The sequence below is a fragment of the Flagellimonas sp. 2504JD4-2 genome (assembly GCF_053642935.1).
Window position 1 is genome coordinate 342,393 of the sequence record NZ_JBSIOV010000002.1, and the last position, 24,431, is coordinate 366,823.

12 protein-coding genes are annotated in these 24,431 nt (G+C 40.6%); 1 reads left to right on the forward strand and 11 read right to left on the reverse strand.

The annotated features are described in order from the left end of the window. Positions 1-2,574, forward strand: a complete 2,574-nt coding sequence (locus ACULLH_RS08260; protein WP_454088270.1) for a TonB-dependent receptor plug domain-containing protein — start codon at positions 1-3, stop codon at positions 2,572-2,574. A gap of 179 nt (positions 2,575-2,753) precedes the next feature. On the opposite strand, the gene ACULLH_RS08265 is transcribed toward ACULLH_RS08260, so the two are convergent. The 11 genes from ACULLH_RS08265 to ACULLH_RS08315 form a co-directional block, all read right to left on the reverse strand. Further along, the gene (locus ACULLH_RS08265; RefSeq protein WP_454088271.1) at positions 2,754-3,641 is read right to left on the reverse strand and encodes a glycoside hydrolase family 17 protein; all 888 of its coding nucleotides are present in this window, start codon (positions 3,639-3,641) and stop codon (positions 2,754-2,756) included. Positions 3,642-3,675: 34 nt separating this feature from the next. Further along, complete coding sequence (locus tag ACULLH_RS08270; RefSeq protein WP_454088272.1) at positions 3,676-5,103, reverse strand: MFS transporter; 1,428 nt, start codon at positions 5,101-5,103, stop codon at positions 3,676-3,678. Positions 5,104-5,127: 24 nt separating this feature from the next. Beyond that, positions 5,128-6,123: a glycoside hydrolase family 2 TIM barrel-domain containing protein gene (locus ACULLH_RS08275; RefSeq protein ID WP_454088273.1), complete on the reverse strand. Its 996-nt coding sequence runs from the start codon at positions 6,121-6,123 to the stop codon at positions 5,128-5,130. Between the two features lie 8 nt (positions 6,124-6,131). Next, the gene (locus ACULLH_RS08280) at positions 6,132-7,436 is read right to left on the reverse strand and encodes a glycosyl hydrolase family 17 protein (RefSeq protein WP_454088274.1); all 1,305 of its coding nucleotides are present in this window, start codon (positions 7,434-7,436) and stop codon (positions 6,132-6,134) included. Then, the gene (locus ACULLH_RS08285; RefSeq protein WP_454088275.1) at positions 7,433-10,876 is read right to left on the reverse strand and encodes a hypothetical protein; all 3,444 of its coding nucleotides are present in this window, start codon (positions 10,874-10,876) and stop codon (positions 7,433-7,435) included. Before ACULLH_RS08285 ends, ACULLH_RS08280 begins: the two co-directional genes overlap by 4 nt. 40 nt (positions 10,877-10,916) lie before the next feature. Further along, on the reverse strand, positions 10,917-12,458 hold the full coding sequence (locus tag ACULLH_RS08290) for a sugar porter family MFS transporter (RefSeq protein ID WP_454088276.1): 1,542 nt from the start codon (positions 12,456-12,458) through the stop codon (positions 10,917-10,919). Between the two features lie 131 nt (positions 12,459-12,589). After that, positions 12,590-14,281 carry a family 16 glycosylhydrolase gene (locus ACULLH_RS08295; protein ID WP_454088277.1) on the reverse strand — a complete coding sequence of 564 codons (1,692 nt, stop codon included), beginning with the start codon at positions 14,279-14,281 and terminating at the stop codon, positions 12,590-12,592. Positions 14,282-14,292: 11 nt separating this feature from the next. Continuing rightward, complete coding sequence (locus ACULLH_RS08300) at positions 14,293-16,377, reverse strand: hypothetical protein (protein ID WP_454088278.1); 2,085 nt, start codon at positions 16,375-16,377, stop codon at positions 14,293-14,295. 20 nt (positions 16,378-16,397) lie between these two features. Next, on the reverse strand, positions 16,398-17,849 hold the full coding sequence (locus ACULLH_RS08305; RefSeq protein ID WP_454088279.1) for a RagB/SusD family nutrient uptake outer membrane protein: 1,452 nt from the start codon (positions 17,847-17,849) through the stop codon (positions 16,398-16,400). Between the two features lie 34 nt (positions 17,850-17,883). After that, positions 17,884-20,919, reverse strand: coding sequence for a SusC/RagA family TonB-linked outer membrane protein (locus tag ACULLH_RS08310; protein ID WP_454088280.1), 3,036 nt, complete (start codon positions 20,917-20,919; stop codon positions 17,884-17,886). A 322-nt stretch (positions 20,920-21,241) separates the two neighbouring features. Next, positions 21,242-24,058 carry a triple tyrosine motif-containing protein gene (locus ACULLH_RS08315; RefSeq protein WP_454088281.1) on the reverse strand — a complete coding sequence of 939 codons (2,817 nt, stop codon included), beginning with the start codon at positions 24,056-24,058 and terminating at the stop codon, positions 21,242-21,244. Positions 24,059-24,431: the final 373 nt, after the last annotated feature.

Below are 24,431 nucleotides of genomic sequence, written 5' to 3' on the forward strand. Positions count from 1 at the left end.
ATGAAGCACACACTTTTAACAGTATTTCTTTGTTTTTGTTTTTTAATTTGCAGCGCACAATCCAAGCATGATTATCGCTATGGAGGTGTTTCTTTGCAGCTTGCAATAAATGACTTGGAAGAAAAGCACAAGGTATCTTTCTCCTATGCTCCAGACCTCATTAAGGGCAAAACCATCAATTTGCAAATAGATCAAATAGAACTACCCGAACTTTTGAACATTTTGGAAGCCCAATCCGGGTTGATTTTTAAACAAATATCAAAAAATCAAATCACGGTAAGTCCACAACCCGTTAGAGACAAAGTTTGCGGCTATTTATTGGAGATTGATTCTCGAACGCCTTTACCCTATGCATCGGTAACTATTGATTCGATAATGGAAATTGCAACTGATGCGAAAGGTTTTTTTGTTTTTGAAGGAAATCGGAAAACCTCCCACTCGCTGAAGGTATTGGGGTTTGAGACCATATTATTGGAAAGCAGCCAACGGTGCACCTCAATTTACCTAACTCCAACGATCGAAGCTTTGAAGGAAGTGGTGGTAACAGGTTATATTACCTCGGGTATAGACAAGCAAAAAGATGGTTCTATTGAGGTCACACAAAGTTCTTTGGGTATCTTACCTGGTCTCACAGGTCCTGATATTCTTCAAAGTGTACAATTGGTGCCCGGAATCTCCACTTTGGACGAATCCGCTTCCGGCATTCAGATTCGAGGCGGATCCCCCGACCAGAATCTCATCTTGTTTGATGGCATTAAATTGTTCAATACGGGATACTTTTATGGGATGTTCTCAAGATTCAACCCTTATGCTACGGAAAGGGCAACCTTATTTAAATCGGGCACCAGCGCTTCTTATGGTGATCGAATTTCAGGTATCATTGATATCTCTTCAGGAACGGAAATTCCCAATAATACAAAAGGTGGGTTTGGCGTAGATGGTCTTAGTCTTGATGGATATATAAAAGCACCTTTAAGCAAAAAAACAGCGGTATATCTCTTCGCAAGGCATTCCTATACTGATTTATATAAAAGTCCCGCCTACGATGGTTATGCGGAAAAGATCTTCAGAAACGGGGGGGTTGTTAAAGATGTTTCAGGAAACATTCTGAACATTCAAACCGATGATGAATTTACGGTGGATTCCAGCACCAATGATTTTTCGTTTTACGATATTAATTCCAAGATTATCTATAATCCAACAGAAAAAGATCAAATTACTATAAGTGGCCTATTTACCAGAAATGCCCTGGATTTTTCCTTTACAAGCTTAGGAGAGCAAAGAATTGACTCATTAGTTACCCAAAATCACGGGATTAGTGTTGGGTGGGAACATAAGAAATCAAACAAACAAAAGGGCAAAATAAATGCCTATTATTCCCATTATGATTCCTATTACCGAAATCAGGAATTCTTGGTTACGGGCAATGTTTTGGAGGAAACCAATATCAGGAGCAATGAAATTGCGGATTTTGGTCTGGACCTTACAACATATCGCACCATCAATAAAAATCATTCATACTTCTTAGGTTATCAAGTTTCACATACCAACAACAAGATTGCGCTTAGCCAAGAAGAACCATTTGAACCCGAAGGAAATATAAATTTACCTTCCGATGAAAGCAATCTTAAAAATGCCGTATTTGGTCAATATGCCTACAAGACAAATAATTCGGGAATATTTACCGGAGGAATTAGATTGGTGCATTATAGCAGCGTAGGCAAGGTATTTGTTGAACCCAGACTTAACTTTGAACACCCCTTTTCAAAAACTGTTCGCGCAAAAGTGAGTTTGGAAAGAAGGAATCAACCTATATCGCAATTGGTTGAATTTAATCAGACCGAATTGCGATTGGAAAACAACCTTTGGCGACTTTCTGACGAGACTATCTATCCGCTACTTCAAAGCAACCAGGTTTCCGCTGGTTTTTTGTTTGATAAAAATGGATGGACTTTGGACTTGGACGGATATTACAAACGCCTTATAGGACTTACCTCATATACGAATGGATTTAGCACACCACAATTAGAGCTTTCAGAAGGAAAAAGTACTATAATCGGGGTTGATTTCTTATTGAAGAAAAGAATTCAGGACTATCGCATTTGGATTGGATATTCATTCAATGATATCAAATTTGATTTTTCAGAAATACAATTGATGAAGTTCCGTGGCAACAACGATATAACCCATAGTTTGAGAATATCCAACTCCCTAAAATTGAACAATCTTCAATTCTCTATGGGATGGCAATATAGGAGCGGTGAGCCTTTTACCCCTATTGTTGGTTTTAACAACAACACCTCAGTGGTTGAATTTGGCCCTATAAACAGCGCCAGATTGCGTGACTATCATAGACTTGATGCATCCGCCACATATAATTTCACGGTAAATGCCAACAAAAACCATCTTATGCAATTGGGTTTATCTGCGCTGAATATCTATAACCGAAAAATTCCGATTTCAATTATTTACCGGGCAGATGATGAAGGAAATGGTTTGGAGTTAAAACAGGTTGTACAAAGGTTTTCGCTTGGTTTTACCCCAAATATAGCTGTAAGGTGGTTTTTTGATTAAATGACCATTGAAACTATTCCTAAATACTTAGCGCAGGGTTTAGATTTAGAAAGCAAACAAAAATCGGGGTGATATTTCACACCCCAATCTTCTTTCCATTAAACTCCAAAAAAATAAACAAAAAATAATAAATGGAAATACCTGCTGATTTAACAGCTTATTTAGTTAATGGCTTTGTTCTAAAATTTTAGTTTTTCGTCTTTGTCCCATAGTCCCCAATAGGCTCCAACATCACCTTCAGCACCAACTTTCCAGGATTCGTCGAAGGAGGAGAAATAGAATATTTCAACATCCTCTTCTTCCGACCACTTTTGGGTATTCATAAAATACTTCATGAAATTTTCGAAGGACGGGAAGGCACCTTCCAAATTTGTCCCTTGACTGGGCCAACCTGTTTCAGAAATGATGACTTTTTTTCCATTCCCCGCTCGTTGTGCTTGTCGGAACATATCTTTCATGTAAAGCAAGGAGTAATCCAAATCACAGCCTTCCCAAAAGGGGTAACAGTTGGCTAAAATGATATCACAAGCATCAGTAATTCTAGGATGGTCCACAAATTCATAGTAAGCATCCACGTAGCCCACAGGAACATTCGAAATCTGTTTTTTGGTTTCGGCAATATAGTCAAGCAGCTGGTCTTCACTCAGGTCTCCACGATAAAGTACCTCATTTCCAACAGCAGCAATATCAACATAACCATTATTGGCAAGTTCAATCAATCCTGCAATTTCCTTTTTATTGATTTCCAAATCATGCCCCAACCAAGCCCCGACCATTGTTTTTATGCCATACTCCCTGGCTACACGCGGTATAATCTCATTCCCATCCGTACACGAAAATGACCTTATCCATTTTGTGTAGGGTTTGATAATTTCCATTCTGCGCCTAATCTGTTCCTCGGTAATCTCATTTTCCGGATTCTGTCCTTCAACATAGGGACTAAAGCACAATCCATGAACGCCATTTTTAAGAACCTGTCTACATAATTTCTTTAATTTCCGAACCGATTTACCTTCGTAGTCCAGGGCTGCTAGGGCCAACAATTTCTCTTTTCTTCGTGAGGACATTTTTTACTTTCTAATTTGATGTGATGAATTTTTCTTACTCAGAGGCTTCATTCCGCGCTTCAAGCGCTTTCCTTATTTCTGCCGCACGCTCTTCGGTAACATCATAGTTTCTCATTACATATATGGCCACCAGTGTTCCCAAAATTGGAAATCCGGAATAGAACGCCCTTAAACCTGTAATTGCTCCTTCCGGTTGCGCAGCAGCTTCTGGGTCAAAACCTACGACCGTCATAATTGTTCCGGTCAATAATCCTGCTATAGCGAATCCAAACTTTACCATCCACCAATATATCGCTCCGAAAATACCTTCTCTACGAAGCCCTGTATTCAACTCATCCAAATCGATTACGTCGGCCGTCATGGACATCATCAGGGTAAATAGACTCCCGATTCCGAAAGAGAAGAAGGGCAGGGCGAAAATAAACATGTAAGGTTTTCCGGGAACGAACAAGAACCATAACATAATGTATCCGACAATAGAAATGGCTTGGGAAACGATAAAGGCTTTCTTTTTGCCCATTCTTTTGGACATCCCGGCAACTATTGGAATAACCAAGAAGGTGGTCACCAAAGCCCCAATACTACCAAAAAGCGTTGGCCATACACCAGCAGCACTGGCATCACCATTAAACAAATAATACACAACTATAAAAAATGAAAAACTCGCGATGGTATAGAATGTATTATAAATTAGGAATGTGGCAATACAGAGTTTTCTGAAAGGGACAGACTTAAATGCCTCTTTAAAACCATCTAAAATCTCTCTTAGACTACCTCCCATATTGCGAAGCGTTAGCGGTGCATAATTCTTTTCCAATGTGGATTCGCTCTTTAGAAATATCGCTGGAACCATGGCAAAAATCATACAGGTTATTCCAACCCAGATGGCCAACTCCCGGGTTGCTACATCGGCAGACTCAAACCAACCTTTGTCGTACATGATAACCCAAAACCATGGTGCAATCACCCATGCCCATTGTCCTATCCATTGAGCTACTGCCATAATATCCGTACGTTCATGAAAATCGTTGCTCATCTCATACCCCATGGCAACGTAAGGGACACTAAAAATGGTCAATCCCAAATAAAACACGAAAGACCAAAGCAGAAAATAAGTGAAGTTATAGTCAATCCCATTTTCTCGATACAGCTGCCACATTATCACGAATGAAACACCCATAATAATGGCTCCTATAAACACATACTGTCTTCGTCTTCCCCATTTTGACTTGGTATTGTCCGAAATGAAGCCCATAATAGGGTCCGTGATCGAATCAAATATCCTCGGAAGAAAAAACAAAACTCCCCACATCCAACCTGGGAAACCCAAATCTTGAACCAGTACCACCATAAAAATTCCCAGCACTGCAGGAAACATTTGGTTGGCGAGCATACCAATTCCAAAGGCTACCTTATCCCCAAAGGGAACTTTTCTAGTCGTTAAATTATCTGTACTGCTCATAATCGTTTGGTTTAATCGGTTATATTAATTGTACTTATGCTTCACCACATCAAAGGTTAATTTCTTGTTTCTTTCTATGTCCACGATTCCCCAATATTCCTCGTTGGGAGTTCCGTCATACGGTACGCCGGTACTATTGGGCGCCCAACCGCCTGGATCTTGTTCATTAGGATTTCCTGCTTTCCACCAACCATCGGTAAAGGAGAACAATGCGACACCTGAACAAACTTCACGATTATTGAAAACGGCTTCCAATATCTTTGCGTTGGCATCTGCCTGTGCTTTTTGATTTACCCCGGTTTCATATCCGTTTTTAGTAATGGTCATATAACTATCGCCACCTGCTTCAGACAGATACATGGGTTTATCACTTATCGATTTCCATTGCGCAAATATCTCGCCCGGGTCATCCCAGCGATATACGTTCATTCCCCAAACGTCAATATTCGGACAAGAAGCAACCGCAAGTGAGTCTGGAAGCTCCCCATGGGCGGTAGTCACCTGACGCGTATCATCCAGCTTATGAATTTTATTCGCGGAGTTGTTCAACACCTGATACCAGTTACGAATATCTCCATCGAACCACTTTGGGTGATAATTGTATTCATTGCCCAGCTCCCACATTAAAATTGCCTTATGGCTTTTATATTTTTTCACGTAATCAACAAAGGTTCCTGATTGAATATCATAATTGCCTCCTTGATTGTATCCAAACCCTATTATGACCTTTATTCCGGCCTTTTGAAAGTTATCCAATACCTCAACCTGCTGTATGGGTTCGTAAACCCTTACTGTATTGACCCCTGCCTCCTTCATTAAGACCAAGTCCTGTTCTAAGTCCGAAAAGTTTCTAACTGTGCTTCCCTTTGGGACAGGGTGATAGCAGATTCCTTTAATAAAATAAGGCTCTCCGTCAGCATAAATGGAACGATCAGGGGTGTCCGCATTATTTCCACCTCCAACACCCTTGCAGGCAAGCATTGAAATGGCAATTATGAGGAAGATCATTCTGTTGAACATGGTATTTATCAGTTTACAATTACTTCTTTTTTTATTGGAGGGGTCAGAACATCTTTCATCAATGCTTCTTTGTCTCCATCGTAGGTTTTGGTTATTGAATTGCCGTTTCGCTTTAAACCTTCAAAAATTCCCTGGTCAACCAAATCCCATAATGCATATTTGGCCTGCCCATCCAAAGTGAACAATCCAAAATGATTTTCAGATCCGCTTTGATTCTTTGCATCTTTCCATTTTTCATTAAAGGCTTCAAAATAAAAGCAAGAAATCCCTGCCGAGTTGGTCCACTCCCGCATATGTCTGTAGAACAGCGCTTCTTTGTATTCATCTGTTGCTCTGGAGCCCTCGGGCCCGTAATGACCATTGGAGACAGTGGCCCATCCGGTTTCTCCTATATGAATTGGCTTGTCAAGGCCTAAGGACTTCATATAATTTGAAACTCCTTGGTATTGGGAAACCGCATATTCCTTGGCACGCACCATTGCAGCTTCTATCTTCTTGGTTTCAGACAAGTTTTGCTCATCTTCGTTTATACCCCAAAATGCGGGATTATAATGGGTATCATGCATAGGATACGTGTGCATCGAAACATAATCCACAGCCCTCCATAACTTCTCCAAATCTTCCACATGATATTCTTGACTTCCCCCACCCCAAGATGCAAAATTATCCGAGCTTGTAATCCAAAGGTTTTTTGGCAATATCCCTTTTTTCTTAAGTTCTTGAAGATAGGTTACCCATTTTAGGATTACTCTGGGCTGCACATAGTAACTGGTAGCCCATTTAACCATGGCTTCATTGCCCACGGCGAGAACCTTTACGATATCCGGGTACTCCTGAGCCAACGCAACCGCTCTATCTATTTCTGCAGCATTTTTTTCGCTTTCAACATTGTGATCAGGTTCCAAACCGGTCCATGCATTTTTACAGTCAATCCAAGCTCCCAACATCACGTACATTTCAAATTGGGCATCTTCTTGCTTCAGTTCTCCTATGGCTTTCAACAAATTGGAGGCCTGTTGCAACTGTAGGTTGTAGGTTCTAACAATTTTGATTCCCATTGCAGATAGAATCTTCATGTCTTCCTTAAGTTCTTCAATAGTAGGTTGTATCTCACGGGTAATCTCCCTGTATCCACCATAAGAAATAGCCAAATAATTGGGATTGCCTAGAATGTCCTGTGCTGTCACTTCTTTTTGTATTTGGGATTTGTCTTCTTTACTGTTTTTCTTGTTTTCCTTACACGAATGAATAATGGATAAGACCATAAAGGCCAGTATAAATCGTATCCATGAATTCATCCAGTTCATTTTCATCTTAGGTTTTTGGCATTGATATTTACCCTTAGATGGTCTATCTCCCCAGTTCTTTTAAAAATTTTGTCACTTATTGCTTTATCTATTGACAAAAAGCCAAAATTTGATGTTGTGTGATTTTTATGAATAACAACAACTCCTTCCTCCTCGGACAGCCCATAAACTATAGGTACTTGACAATAGGTAAAGCAAAGTGAGTCCTTGCTAAGTTCCAATTGTTTCGGACTACCATCAAGATCTACATAGCTAAAAATCCTTGGTTCCTTTAAAAGCTCATTTTTACGTAACAGGTATGGTCTAAAGTGGAGTTTACCTTCTTTCACGAAGATTCCAAGTTCGCCAAGCCTACTTAAGATATCCTCTTTTACCTGACCTGTCATACCGGGTTGCTGTGCACCCTTTCCTGCTGGGGTATGGGAATATGGGTCGGTTGGAAATGCTCCATATAAGGATGGTGGTTTATGTACGCCAATGCCCTCATTGATTTCATAAAAATGCTCCATTAATCGACCAACTGTCTCAGCACTTTCCCCTTCTTCAACGGCTTTAACGCAGCACTCTTCAACGGCGAGTAAAAGTTTGGAAACCATATGCCAATAGATTGAGCCCAATCCTTCATAACCATAAAAGGTACCTGATCTTCCCGTAAAGGCTTTATGATCAAAAACATCCTCAAAAATCTGCAGTATGTTTTCTTTTTCAGAAGAAGCCAATTTGGCGTATTGTGTTTGGGCAAGTTTATCCAAAGCTATCTCTAGGTCACCGGCATTCTTAAAATTTCCATTAAAATGATAGTCCCCTGTAGCATCCTTCTCAATAATCAATGTATTGCGGTCCTTTAAAAGTTGAGGCAGTAGTTTTGTAGCGAGAACCGCTTCTTCCGGGATATTGTTCTTTTCCGAAAACAATGGTAATTGTTTGTTGGGGTACAACAAATAACTATACTGATCATCTCGGAACAGCTTACTAGCTTTTAAACCATCCAAAGTTTCAAGAGCTTCTTTGGACGACAAATATCTCGAGCTCAAAACGGCTACTTGACCTTCCAACATTTCGCTTAGATATGAGATTGAAACCTCATCATTACTTTCAACTGTCATTAAGTTATAAGCATGATATAGATTATCAACCCTTTTATTGGCCCTTAGGGAGTGTTCCAAATATTGAATTCCCAAATCGATAAACTGCTTCAGGTCTTCCAGTGAAATGTTTTCCTTCTCTCCGGAAAATGAACTTTCATAGATGTTCTCCCTAAAATTGCTTCCGGAATTTCCAAGACCATCCATAATCTGCCTGCGGGCCTTATCGTCAATTTTACCATCCAAATGGCCTTTATGCGCTTCCAGCGTTTTCCAAATTCCTTGGAAAAGTCCCGCCAGCTCGCTAGAAATGGCTACTTCCGAAGTGGTGGAATTGCCGAGCACTGTATTGAAGAAATTTAAAAATCGTCTTAAATAGTAGAGGGTAACCATGGATACCCCATTACCTACCAGCGCATTGTTGGCATCGTTCCATTCAGGACGTTGGGTGTTCATCCAAACCCCTCCTTCCGGGATGAAGTTTGACATTTTAGCCAATACAGTGGCCAATATCTTTTCTATGAAGTTAACCCTATAAATGTCACCACTTTGCTCCTGTAGAAGTGCCCCATCAGCTCCAATTTCCTCTCTTCGGTCTCTAATTTGCTTATCTGAATGATAATCAAACTCTATGGTGTCCTTAGGATTTTGCAGAATGCTTGCATAGTTTTTTATTCTGTACGGAACATTGGCATAAACAAACTGGTCCTGGGTAAAATAAGTTTCCATTTCTCCTGGGGAATGGTCCTGCATAAATTCCAGGAATTTTAGTAGGTATATGATCTGGTGATCCCCCCAATAACCAATGTAAGACCAAGGATCATCGGGTTCTATGATTTCCCAATCAAATCCATCTTTGGTAACCCTATATGGGTTATAACCATCAAAAGTACTGGCATTCAAAAACTTGCTTATCATACTTTCAATAAATTCGGGATATGAATGCGCCAGAGCTTCCCAGTTTTGGAATATATCCCGCCAATTCCCTTCATAGTCCAAAATTTTGGAACCGTCATTCTCGTTTCTTGTATTAATCGAGAATCTATTCCATGGCCTACTGGGATCTCCATGCCTTCTACTAAATTTCAAAGGCATGTATTCCAAACAAAGTCTTTTAAAGTCCTTATCGCCACTTTTTACAGCCAATTCTTTTAATGTGGCTAGCGAAAACGTCTCAGGAAGTTTTTGAGTTAGTCCCTTTGAAGTCTCGAAGACCCTTTTATTCGCTTTGGACAAATAATTGGAAAAATCCCAGTTCTCAATTTCATAGTTATTGTCGAAAATTCCACCTCGCATTATGTTATAAAGCGTGTTGGAAAAATGTCGCGTATCACGAAACCCATCCTCGGACATTTGCAATCCATCGGCAGCTCCCACCAATTGAATCAATCGTTGCGTGCCAAGCTCGACATCGGCCTCAACTTTTTGCTGGAGTTGTGCGTCCTTCTGTATTGCATCGGAAATCTTAACAATTGCTGAATGATTTTGATTGACGTTAGCCACAAACATCCATTTCTTTTCCTCTTTTGGAGGTACTTTCAATACTGTGTGCACAAAATATGCTCCTTTCTCTGCTTTTATATCCAATTCTTGCTGAAGGGGAATTCCTTTTCTAAAATTCGACAGTTGGAGTGATGATAGCAAGTGCATGGGGGTTTCCAAGCCCAGCGACCAAACGATATTGGCCTTTAGCGCTTCACTGGGTTCCGCCTTATCCACAATAATTGCGCTAAGGGCGTAGATTCCCAACCCTGAATCCTTAACGAGTTCACTTCTTTTATACGCATCGACCAAATTGCTCTGCTTGTTCTGAAGATCGCTTCCAACTCCATAAGGCAAAAGATTTTGCAAACCATCCAAGACAGAGATTTCCACATCACTATATCCATCATTCATCAAAGTACAATGTCTCACAAAACCATAAGTGTCACTGGAACTCCACTCATATCTGAAAGTTAATTCCAGATGATGATTGATCTCTTCAAATATGATCTTGTTTCCATGCACATTTTTGTACAGGTTCCGGCTGATCCAATGTACTCCTTGCAATCTATCCGAAAAGGGCTCCCAGAGCTGGGATTTGTCTCCTTGATCAACCCTAAACAAGGTTTTACAACCGGTTGTCTCTATAGCTTCGGTAATCTTATCATCTGTATAATATGGAAAAAGAGCGTATTCGGAATTTTTTCTTCCGGCGGTTAGTCCGCCATTGCTAGAAATGAACATCCAGTGGTTGGAGTCACTCACAATACTCATAAAAAATGGGCGAAGCGCATCGCTATTGGAAATTTTAAAATAGTACTCATTCCCTATTTTAACATGTTCCATTTCCTTTGTACCGTTCTCTTTTATTTCTTGCATTGTCGATTCTTGAATCATCTTAAGCGTTATTCTTCAAAATTTAAGTCCGTATCAAAGACTGTTCTACTTCTTCCAGCGTTTTACCTTTTGTTTCAACAACATATTTGTATACAAAGAAGAATGCCAGCAACGATAGCAATGCATAGATTGCAAATGTTATTGTAGGGCCCAAATTGGACAGTTCCCAAGGAAAAATCTGGGTTACCGAAAAACTAACCAATGAGTTGAAAAAACCAACCACCGATATGGCTATTCCTTTGATCTTACTTGGAAATATTTCTGAAATCAAGGTCCACATCACTGGCCCCAGTGAAATGGCAAATGCCGCAACGTATAGCAGAATTGCCACCAAAACCAATGTGGCATTTATATCAATGAAATTGGTAATCTCATTTCTCTTGAAATTTAAAAACTGCTCCGCATCGAGTTTTTCCTTTACCGCTTGAAACAGTTCCGATTGACCCGAATAGGACTTTCCTTCCATGGACTGCAGCGCCTGATGAATTTGCGGGTCACTTATTTTTTTTAGGGAGTCTCCATTAAAGTTATAGGTAGCATTATTGAAAGCCAAGGTTGCCATGAGCAATGCTATGGTCATAAAACCAGTGCCTATAAGCAACAAGGGTTTACGACCAAGGCGGTCTATCAACCAGATGGCCACCAATGTGAATGCTAGATTGGTCAATCCTACAACAATTGCCTGTAAAAAGGAAGAATCGGTGGTGCCCCCGGCTTGCTCAAATATAGTAGGAGCATAGTAAAAAATAGCATTTATTCCTGTTATCTGTTGAAAGAAGGCTATCCCCAAAGCGATGATCATTATTGTGGCATACTTGTTTTTGAACAAATCGGATAACTGTCCCTTGCTTTCTTTTTTCTCCAGTCCTCTTTGAATTTCCGCTACGGTTATTTCGGCATATTCTTCTCCCCCGATTTTTTGTAAAATCTTCCGGGCCAACTTCACTTTGTTCAATTTCAGAATTAACCATCGTGGGCTCCTGGGGACAGAAAACAAGGAACCAAAATAAATTAATGCAGGAATGGCTTCAACCCCAAGCATCCATCTCCAACTTTCCGCTCCGTAATTCACCAAAAAATAATTGGAAAAATAGGCCACTGAAATCCCGATTACAATGTTCAATTGATTGAAGGAAACAAGGCTGCCCCTTAATTTGGGAGGGGCTATCTCGGCAATGTAAATCGGAGCGATCAAAATAGCGCCACCGATTCCGACACCACCAATAATTCTGGCTATGATAAATTCCAAGTACCCTGTTGCCAAAGCAGACCAGGTCGCGGAAATCGCAAAAAGTGCTGCGACAACAATCAGTATCCTTTTTCTGCCGAATCTATCAGCTAGGGGTCCGGCCATCAGATTTCCGGCCATAGCACCAAAAATGACACAACCCACTGCAAATCCAAGCATGGCATCGGTCATTTCAAAATACGATGTGATTCCTTTTACGGCCCCTGAAATAACAGCACTGTCAAAACCAAGTAAAAAGCCTCCCAATGCAACAATGAGGCTGATCAGGATTGTATACGACCTGTTCATTTTTAACGGAGCTTGTTCAGTACTCATTTTTCTTGTTTTTGGTTGATTTAAATATTGATAGCTAACAAGTTATAATTTTTATGAGATAAAAAAGACCAGTATTAAATAACTGGTCTTTTTACAATCCAAAACATACCAATTAATTACAACCTACTCTATTATTGATATACCCTTATATAGTCCACCTCCATGGATGAAGATGTAAATCCTGCGTCGATATTTCCTCCGAAATTACCTCCCATGGCCACGTTCATTATAAGGAAAAAGTCTTTGTCAAATGGACGGTTGGCGTCATTGGACAAGGTTCCAAATTCCACGTCATCGACCAAGAATGTAATTTCCGTTTCCGTCCATATTACACTGTAGACATGAAAATCATCAGATGCCCCGCTAACAGTGGTTTCCACACTTCTAGCATTACCAGCAAAATTGAGGGGATCATGGGTACTTCCAAATACCTGGTCTTGCATATTACCGACATGCTCCATAATGTCTATTTCGCCGGCTGCCGGCCAAATGTTGGTCTCAAAGTCCGCTCCCAACATCCAAATAGCTGGCCACGTACCTCCACCAGTCGGTAATTTTGCTCTTGCATCCACCCTTCCGTATTGGAATTCAAAATTTTGATAGGTTTGAATTCTTGAAGATGTGTAGTCGCTGCCGTTAAAATTTTCGGCCAGCGCAGTGATTTTCAATACCCCATTTTCAATAATAATATTTTCTGGACGATCCGTATAATATTGGGATTCTCCGTTGCCCCATCCATTATCACCTGTGCCTAAATCGTAATTCCATACAGCTGGGTCTGGAGCTCCGTCCACATCAAATTCCTGGGACCAAATTAAATTGTCAAACGTCGTTCCCGAGCCTCCACCGCTATTCTCTTGTTCATCAACGGGAGTAGTGGAAAATTTCAGATACCAAGCCAAGTTTGAATCATTTCCATCTATGGCACGAACATGCATTGAATTGTTGGTAATATCCAAAATTTCATAAGAAGACGTGCTTATATAGTATCCCATGAATGCATCATTGGTAAAATTCATAACAGTTCCTCTAGAACTAAAAGCGGGATCGGGTACAAGAGACCAATCCACCGACGTTGGTGCCAACGAAACACTGCTTACACCTGAAGTATCAAAATCGAAGCATGCATCTTCTCCTGCTGCACCTCCAACAATACCTTGATGCCCCACATTAAAAAATGTAGCTCCTTTGTTATCTTGCTCATAGGTCAATTGTGTACCAGAAGCATTTAATGTAAACGTTAATTCATCATCACAAAAACAACTACTAATGGCTTCACCACATTTTTCAAAAGGACTGGCAGAAAAGAAAGCCGGAAACCAAAACTGATCTGGTAAAAAAGCTAAAGTAGCTCCCACACCTAAATGACCCGGTTCAACAGCTGCTAAATACCATGTTTTGGAAGAGGCGGTGACCACTTCCCCATCATCATTTAGGTCTCCTCCAGTAAGCAACTCCATCGCTTCAAAATCCGAAAAATCACTTTCTACGGATACTTGAAATGAAGCAGAAGAGCTAACCCCGCCTGTACCTGAGGCTACCACAGCGTAATTATAGGTATTTAAACCAACCAATGTAAATCTTTTGGTGACCGTACCGTTGGAGGATACCTGAACATCTCCATCACTGAACTTAAAAGTGTAAGTGATCGCATTATCTGCAGTAGCGGTAAAAACCACAATTCCTGAACCATCCGTACTTACCTGTGTAGTAACCGATAAGTTAGAGGGTACCACTATGACGTCCAGCATGGGTTCTTCTTCTTGACAACCAAGAAGAATCAGTGCCAACAGTGATCCAATATATAATTTAACTGCTCTCATATTTTATGGTATTAGTCTTTAACCAATTTGTACTGCCAGAAGACTCCAGCTCCTGCCTCAATTACCACATTCATCGTGGTATCGTTATCAGATAGTGTAATGCTATAGGTTATATCATCTGGTACAGCTACATTGGGCAGTTCCCCTGCGTTGACCGCTTTTGGCAATCCAATATAGGCGCCTGCTCCATCAATAACCAATGTTCCGGCTCCTGAATCATAACTGAAGGTCGCCGAAGCTGTACCATCGTGCGGAGCGACCGGGGTCCCACAAGCATCAGAGCCTCCTTGCCAGCCTTCTATCCAAGTATCAGCTCCAAGTACATTAGTAAAGGATCCATCGCCTCCAAAAACGTAGGTGTCATCAAAATAACAAGCCCTATCGATCACGCCTTGGTCATCAATAGCGAACCAACTGGTATCTCCTGGAGCTGGACCAACCCCTAACGAGCCGGCTTCTGGTGCCATTCTCCAGGTCCCTTCCAATGGAGAAGGCTCATCTTTGATTAATTTGTATTGCCAGAATACCCCTGAACCTGATTCAATGACCACATTCATAGTATTGTTGTTATCGGCCAAGGTAATGTTGTACGTGATTGATGTAGGAACGGCTACATTTGGTAATTCACCTGCATTAACAGCCTTGGGAAGTCCCAAATAAGATCCAGTTCCGTCAATGGTCAATGTGCCCGCACCCTGATCATAAACAAATGTCGCTGCGCCTGAGCCATCATGCGGTGCAACGGGGGCTCCACAAGCATCAGAACCTCCTTGCCATCCTTCTATCCAGGTATCAGCGCCAAGTACATTCATGAAAGAACCATCACCACCAAAGACATAGGTATCATCAAAATAACAAGCCCTATCGATCACCCCTTGGTCATCAATAGCAAACCAGCTTATATCTCCTGGTGCCGGACCAACGCCAAGCGAGCCAGCTTCAGGTGCCATTCTCCAAGTTCCAGCAAGTGAAACCGGCGGAACACTTTTAATCAATTTATATTGCCAGAATACTCCTGAACCTGATTCAATGACCACATTCATGGTCTCATTGTTATCCGTCAAGGAAACTGTATACGTTATGGAAGCAGGAACAGCTACATTGGGAAGCTCTCCTTCGTTAACTGCTTTTGGTAGTCCGATATAGGCCCCTGTACCATTAATGGTAACCGTACCCGCAACTCCATCCACAGCATAGGTTGCAGCAGCAGAACCGTCATGGGGAGCAACTGGGGCACCGCATGCATCAGCACCACCTTGCCATCCTTCTATCCAAGATTCTGCACCCAATGCATTCACGAAAGTTCCATCTCCATTAAACGTATAGGTGTCATCAAAATAACATGCTCTTGCCGTAACACCTGCTTCGTCAATTGCGAACCAACTAGTGTCTCCGGGTGCCGGACCAACCCCTAAAGAACCTGCCTCAGGTGCCATAACCCATGTCCCAACCAAATCTTCTGCTACCAAAGTAACAGGCTCCTGAACGTTTATGGTCTGAATGGATTCAATTGTGGCTGCTCCTACACCGCGTGCAATAACTTTTACCTCATAATCCCCTGCCTCTGCATAGGTGTGATTTACGGTTTCACCATTCATAATCGTTGTGGCTTCCTCATTTTCGACGTCTCCAAAGAACACGTCGAATACTGTAGTATTATTTGCTGTTGGCGCAACGGTTATTTCCAGCGAATTTGTTGTAGAAACCGTAACATCCACGGCCAAATCGCTAGGTGGAGTGAACGATATGTTCACAATTCTACTTAGTTCACTAGTTAAGCCTGTGGCTCCGACTCCAATAATTTTCAAAACAAATTCTCCTTCTGCATAAACATGCGTTACAGTTTCTCCAGGAGCTACTTCCGTTGCGGATTCATTTTCCACATCTCCAAAGAAGACTTGGAACACAGAGGCTCCTTCTCCAGTTGGGGTTATCGATACAGTCCCCGTATCATCATCAGAGATGTCAAAAACAGCACTTAAGTTAGTTGGTGCCGATACATCCTGAAATGCGAACGATTGATCATCATCCTCTTCACAAGAATTGAATACGCCAAGTACTACGAAGAGTACCAATAGATGTTTAAAATATTTCATTTTTCAAAGTTTAGTTTTTATTAATACCCAGGATTTTGCTGCCAACGGTTACCCGCTAACTCTATTTCTATGGATGGAATTGGAAACAACTCGTGCTTTCCTGTTTGGAAACCATCAATTTCTGCTCCCGCCCGTCCAGTTCTTACCAAATCAAAGAAGTGATGTCCTTCTCCTACCAATTCTACCCTTCTTTCTTGATAAATTGTAGTGGTCAACGCGTTCCCGGTACCAGTGGCATCTGTGAGACCCGCTCTATTTCTGACCCTATTCAAGTAAAGTAAAGCCCTTGTATCATCTATTCCGCCACGATTCAGCGCCTCCGCCGCCATCAACAGAACATCAGCGAAGCGAATAGCTCTATAGTTGTTAGGGTTGGTCAAATTGGCATCGCCGGTATTTAAATCTCCTTGACGAGCGATATATTTTCTGTTGTAGTATCCTGTATGTTCAAAACCTTCAAAGTAGGAAACTCCCGCATTGGTTGCTGCCCATGCCTCAATGTCCAATATTGCAACATCACGACGAAGATCTCCCGCTTCAAAAGCGTCAAAAACTTCTTGTGCGGGCACATTAAAGCTGAATCCAGATTCGAATACCGGACCTGTATAATTTCTGATACCATTAAACCCAACAGCAACGTTACCTTCACTACATTGCAGACAATCAAAACCAGCACCTTCCAAATCTGTATACTGTACTTCAAATACCGATTCTATGTTGTTTTCATTATCGTTTTCAAACATGGTGGTGTAATCGGCCAAAAGCTCATAGGTTCCAGAATTGATAACTTCCTCCAAAACCGTAGCGGCTTCCTGAAATTTACCCTGAAACAAATAGGCTTTACCCAGCAAGGCTTGCGCGGCCCCTCTGGTAGCTCTACCCACTTCCGATTGGGTCAGCGGCAAATTGGATGCAGCGAAAATTAAATCCGCTTCGATTTGCGCATAGACTTCTGAGGACGGGGTACGGTCAATAGTATTTTGATCTCCGAACAATAGACGTTGGTCCACAGCCAAGGGAACATCCCCAAACCATTTTACCAATTCGAAGTAGTAGTAGGCACGTAGAAAAGTTGCTTCAGCCAAAACGGCATCTTTATTGGGGAAATCAGTCTTGTCCCTAAATTCAAGTATGTAATTAGCTCGGTTGACCCCAGCAAACATCCAATTCCATATATCCCTCAATTGTTGATTAACCGGTGTATGCGTCATATCATCCACTTCCTGGATACCTGGGACATCGGTGGCACTTTCGCCCCCGGCCAGCGTATTGTCGGAAGCAATCTCACCCAACATTACGTTCAAATAGGTGGAATGCAACATGTCATAGGCCGATATTAAGGCACTTTGGTAATCCTCTTCTGAATTGAAAAAGCTCTCGGTATCCTCATTAAATGAGTCCACGTTCACAAAATCATCCGTGCATGCCCATACAGTGAGGCTGGAAAGCAGGACAAAAAGAATTCTTTTCATAGGTTTTAAATTATTATTGCTCATTTTCATCCTTTTAAAATTTTAGGTTTACTCCCAACAAATATGTTCTTGGAACCGGATAGAATCCTTGGTCTATTCCGGCACCAATTGGAGCACCGGAAGAGGCGCTTGGGTCATACCCTTTGTATTCGGTAAAAGTGTAAATGTTATTGGCTGAAACATATACCCTTAATTTATCGGCGCCAAAGCGATCCATAAACTCTTGCGAAAATGTGTAGCCAAGCTGGGCGTTTTGGATTCTTACGAATGAACCATCCTCTACATAAAAATCAGAAAATAGGGTGTTGGATGTAGCTCCTGTGGTTGCCCTAGGGTATTCATTTGTAGTACCCTCTCCCGTCCATCGGTTTAAGGTGAAGACCGACCTGTTTACAAGAGGTTGGTTTCTCTCATAATTTCTAACAATTTCGTTTCCAATTGAAGCAAATGCATATGCTCCAAAGTCAATGTTTTTGTAATTGATGGACAGATTCAATCCCATAGTGGCATCAGGAATTGGGTTTCCTATGTCAACCCTGTCGTTCGAATCAATTAGGCCATCTCCATTTTGATCTACAAATCTTATATCTCCGGGAGCGGCATTGGCTTGGGTCGCATGATTATCAACCTCAGCTTGATTTTGAAAAATTCCGTTGGTTTCCAGTCCAAAGAAGTATCCTATGGGCTTTCCTGCTTCCATTCTAGCTGGAGGATCTTGTCCAACCCCGAATGCACCCCCTTGGAGGAATCCGGCCTCATTGTTAACCTCGGTAACTTCATTTTCGATTAGCGTGACATTGTAGTTTATTCCCAAGGAAAAATCTTCCGACGGACGATAACTATATCCAATCGCAAATTCTAATCCGCTATTTTCTACCGTACCGCCATTTACAATAGGTGCTTGGGCCCCAGGAGCTGAAGCTCCCAAAATTCCCGATACTTGAGGTTGTAGAAGAAGTCCTTCGGTCGTTTTGTTGAAGTAATCCGCCGTGATATCAATGGCATCATTAAACAGCCTAAGGTCTAAACCAATATCGTAGGTTTTCTGCTCTTCCCATTGAATGGCAGGGTTGGGTAAAACCCCAACAGCTTGACCAAATACCAATTGGTCGTTCAAAACATAGGCTCCTTCTCCACTTAATACTCCCCTAAAGCCATTGGATGGAATTCTATCATTACCCAAAATTCCGTAACTACCTCTCAGTTTGATAAAGTTGAAAGTTTTGCTATCGCTCAAAAAGTTTTCGTCTGAAACTATCCATCCTATGGAACCAGAAGGGAAATAACCAAATCGGTTGTTTGGCCCAAATTTTGTCGAACCATCACGTCTGATAACTCCGGACAGTAAATATTTTCCCTTGTAATCGTATTGCACTCTTGCAAAGTATGATAGCAATCGCTCATCAAACCTTCCGCTCAAGCCGCTGTCAACCAGTCCATTTCTTCTATCGACAGTATTCGCGATATCGGCTTCTGGAAAGCTGACCTCGTTTTCGAAGAACCCTTGGGTGGTTCCCGAGAAGATTCCCATGGTTTTAAAAACTGATGTTCCCAGGGTAGCCTGCAGATTGTGGTTCTCACCAAACAGTTTTTTATAATTGATGAATGCATCGAAAGTGTAGTCCCTGAAAATATCCTTGTTTACAGACAAAGAGTTTCTCCCAATGTTGTTGAATACCTTACCTGAACCAAAGAACACGGTTGGCAAAAAATTTCTTCCCTGAACTTCAGAATAATTGAATTGAAGACTTGTCTCTACCGTGAAATCCTCTAAAAAGTTGTAGTTCAACGCGATTTTTCCGCTCAACCGGTCTACGTCCGTGGAATTAAATGTATTATCTACCTGGGCCAGTGGATTTATAACCTCGTTTCCAAGTCCTTCGGCTAAAGTAAAATCCCCATTAGCGTCGGTAACCGCAAAAGTCGGTGCATTATTCAATGCATTAAAGAGTACCGATCCAATTGCGTTTTCAGAGAGGGTTTTTCTTTCTGTACCGGTGTACAGCAAGTTGGTGGTCAATTTCAAGTTTTCCAACAAGTCCGTATTGTAATTGATCCTGGTGGTGTATCGTTTAAAGTTGGCCTTGTTACCGCCAACAATTCCATCTTGGGTGAGCAACGAAGCTCCAAAAGAATAGGTGGATTTTTCACTTCCACCGTTGACTGTTATATTATGATTGAATATTGGCGCTGTTTTAAAAACCTCATCTTGCCAATTGGTTCCAACACCCAATTCTGAAATATTAGGAAATGGATTGGGTTGGCCGTTTGCTGCAAAAGCTTCATTAATAATTACCGCATACTCTGTTGCGTTGAGCACAGGTATAGTTCTCGAAGTCTCTTGAAATCCACCGAAGAAATCGTAGTTAAATTGAAGTTCAGAATTTTTTCTACCGGTTTTAGTGGTTATCAAAACCACTCCGTTCGCTGCACGAACCCCGTAAATACCAGCGGTAGCATCTTTAAGCACGTTTATACTCTCAATATCACCAGGGTTAAGAACACTTAGGTCCTCTATTACGTTTCCATCAACCAGTATTAAAGGTCTGTTGTCTCCATTGGTGGAAATTCCGCGAATTCGGATACTAGACCCACTACCTGGTGATCCAGATTCAGCGGTGATATTGACCCCAGCAACCTGTCCTTGCAAAGCTTGTTCAATCCTAGTTGGATTAAGCTCCTCAATGGTTTCCGCTCCCACAACAGTGACAGCACCGGTAATCTCCTTTTTGGTCTGCGTTCCATATCCAATCACGACAACTTCATCCAACGCACTCACATCTTCCTGCATATTAATAGTCAAAGCATTTTGACTGCTAATGGTTACCTCTTGAGTGCGAAAGCTTATGTATGAAAAAACCAAAACATCGCCTATGGAAACATTCGTCAAAGTGAAATTTCCATCAAAATCGGTGGTGGTTCCATTAGATGTGTTTTTAAGAATGACATTTACGCCAGGCAAGGGTTCATTCAAGGCCTGATCGTATACTGTTCCTGAAACAGTAAAACTCTGGGCAGTTAACAAAGAGGTACATAATGTTAAAACCAGAAAAGAAAAGACATGCTTCATTTGAGTTAATTTTGAAGCTGCAATCTAATCTCCAATAATTGAGAATCCTTAAAAATAACCTCAACAAAAAATCTACGTTTTCAAAAAAATCGATAAAAAATTGACAATTTGGCATTAATACCCTGTTTTTACTGGTGGTTCGTTAGAAAATGAAACTGCATATTTTTTTAGATTTTATTAAGAAAAATACGTTTTGTATAGGTGATGTTGAGGTAAATTAAGGCTATGTTGTATTGCGTTGAAGCTTACATGTCTCCTGTAATCTGCTTTTTTCGTCAAAAAGCACATTTAATGTTGTAGTAAACCCTCTGTTACCGGAAAATTATAGACTTAAAATATAGTTGGTAAGATTGTCATCATGGGATAGGTTCATCTTCTTACGAAGTCGGTATCTTTTGATTTCAACACTTCGGGGTGAAATATTGAACATGGGGGCTATTTCTTTAGAAGATAAGTTTAGACGCAAATAGGCGCACAAGCGAATATCATTAGGTGATAAATTTGGATGTTCCTTTTTGAGTTTCTTCAAAAACTTTCTATCTGCATTATTAAAAGCTTCTTTAAAAAGTTCCCAATCATCATTTTGGTTGAGATTTTTATCAATAATGTGAATAATGGATTTGACGGAATTCTTGTCTTCCGTACTCTCCAATAGTTGCTCCCGAACCTTTGACAGCAGTTCGTTTTTTTTGATAATACTCATGGTAGAGGCGGCAAGTTCATTGCTCTTGCTCTTAAATTGTTCTTGGAGTTGTTCATTTTTTATTTTGACAATCTCCTTTTCGTTCTGTGCTTTTGCCAATTCCATTTCACGTTGATTTCTTTCTATCAATTTTTGCTGGCGTTTGTGGTAATAGCGTCTGTATGCCCCATGAATCGCCAATACCCCTAGAATTGATAGTAAAACATATACGGCCAACATTAAATTTGTTAAATACCAGGGACGGGCAACTGTAAAGGGAAATGAAACAACATTGTTGGATAATTTGTTCCCGATTTTGGACCTTACCTTGAAGTCGAAATCCCCATACCTAAGGTTTTCAAAAGTAACCGACGGAGTTGTAGACCAATCGCTCCAATGGTCATATTGACCTTCCAACATGTATTGGTACTCCACTGCTGTGTATTTATCATACTCTGGAACACTGTATGAAAAACGAATGTTGTTTTCACTATTTCCAAATAACGGCACAGAATCAAGTGCCGCACTTTCAAGCTGATTCCCAAAAGTATAATTGTCGACCCCAACCAAATGAATGACATGCTCCCTGGGTCCAAGTTTTTTCAAATCTAAGGTCACATAGCCATCAGAGGATCCGATTAAATAAACTTCGTCACCAATATTTGTGATGTTCTCAAAACCGGAAACTCCCAGATTGTTTCTCAGACGAACTGGAATTGACACTGAGGTTAATTTATATCCATCATCAAATTTGGAAGGAGCAGCGAACATTACTTCCTGTTCTGCAAAACGCCATAATCTTTGGCCGGTTACATCAGCCATTAAAATGCTCAAGGCATTGCGTCCTTCAATATGAAACAAATCCGTAAGCTGTCTGTCCACATCGAATTGTTTCTTATTTGAATCAGCCTTAAATACTGCATGAATGGTGGCATAGATAATTTCATCATCAAACTTTACCAGACTCGAAGCTATTCCCTTGCCTTCTTCCACCGATAAAATTTCGGCCCCCCGAAACTGATCCTTAAGTTTAAGTTTAAAGACTCCTTTATATTCATGGTTGACGTATAACTCTCCTTTTTCTGAGAATTCAAAAAATCTACTCGAATTGCTAAAGCCTTTTACAACATTGCGATATTGCCATTTCTCATTAACTTTCTCTAAAATACTTAGCCCTCCGTAGTTCCCCTGTATCAGATAATTATCTTGTCCATTTATTGGTTTGATATCCCAGGTACCAGGAAAATTTGCAATCAGCTCGACTTCATCTTCCTGAATCAAATATGTGCCATTATGATGTCCACAAAACAAATCGCCCTGTATTTCTGTAAGTTTCCAAACTTGACCTTCCGTGCCCTCAATCATTTTGAAGTTGGGCGTATTATTTAAGTTGGTCCAAAACAGTCCTTGGTTGGTGCCCAAATACAATTTGTTATCAAAAACTATGGAAGCATAAACAACTCCCAACTTTCCTTCCTTATCTATGTATTCGTTGAATTGGGAATCAAGATTTATGACACTCAGTCCTTTATCATGACCCAACCAAAGATTGGAATCTTGATCTTCAAATATTGAAAGAATGGTGTTATTGTTCAGCCCTTGCTGCTGATCTATCCTAAGGAGCAATCTTCCATCCTTCGACAGTTGGTAAACCCCGTTGGAAATTGTACCCAAAACTATACTTCCATCCTCTAATTGTAGACTACTGTAAATTGTAAAAGCGCTTAAATCGGACTGAGCTTGGATATCATAAGGTAGCAATTCACCACTTACATTAGATTGGTAAAATGTCGCGTCATCTGTCAAATAAACCAATCTATTTTCAATTTCAAAAAGCCCCACCAATGTTTTGCTTCTTACGTGGCGGTCGTCAATTACAAGAGTCGGAGCGCCATCCGTAATTTTATACAATCCTTGGTTTTTTGTCTGAAAATAGACTCCGCTCTGTAGATTGAAAATCTGTGCTTTCTCCGTTTCAGCTTCAATTATTTTGAAAGTCTTGTTCCTCAAACTGTAAACATATATACGATTCAGTGACTGAAACAATATCCAGTCCTCTATGGCAACGATGTTCCAAAACTCCTCATCCTCAACAAGGGGTTCCGATAACTGATCTTTGAGTGAAGTATAGATTAACTTTCCTTTGGAATTCTTGGTCCAATAGCCAAATTCCATATAACATCCCATATAGATTTTGTCGCCCACAGCGGTAACATTTCGTATCACAGAACCGTTCGGGGTGGCATATTTATTCCAATGAATACCATCAAACTCAATAAGACTATGATTGTTGGCTATGTATATAAATCCATCAGAAGATTGAGTAATCGCCCAATTCTGGTTTTCTCCATAATAATCTGCAGGTGAAAAGGTTTGAATAGGTGGAAGCTCCTGTGAACTAATATAGCTGCTCGAAGCAATCAAAACTAAAAGTAAAATCCGTAGAGTTCTCTGCACTAAAATCCAGTTAAAGATTTTTATAAAGACATAATTGGAATCAAAAATAAAATTCCAACACATTTAAAATACGTAAAATCATTTTATCTAGAAGATTTGTAACCAAGGTTCATGTATGATTGCACCATAACCATAACCGCTATCAAGAAAAAATGGAATTGGCTTGAAGAACAGAACAGCTATTTACCAAGCTCAGGATAAAATTAACAACTCATAGAAGATACTTCTTTTTAGCTTAAAACAAACAAGTTATCAACAAATCATCATTTCCATAAACTTTTAGTTTCCAATGGTTTGTATTTACAATTGGTTCTCCCCTATCGGGAAATACTTTTCCGTAACAAAATTGAAAAAAAACCAATCAATTTATTAC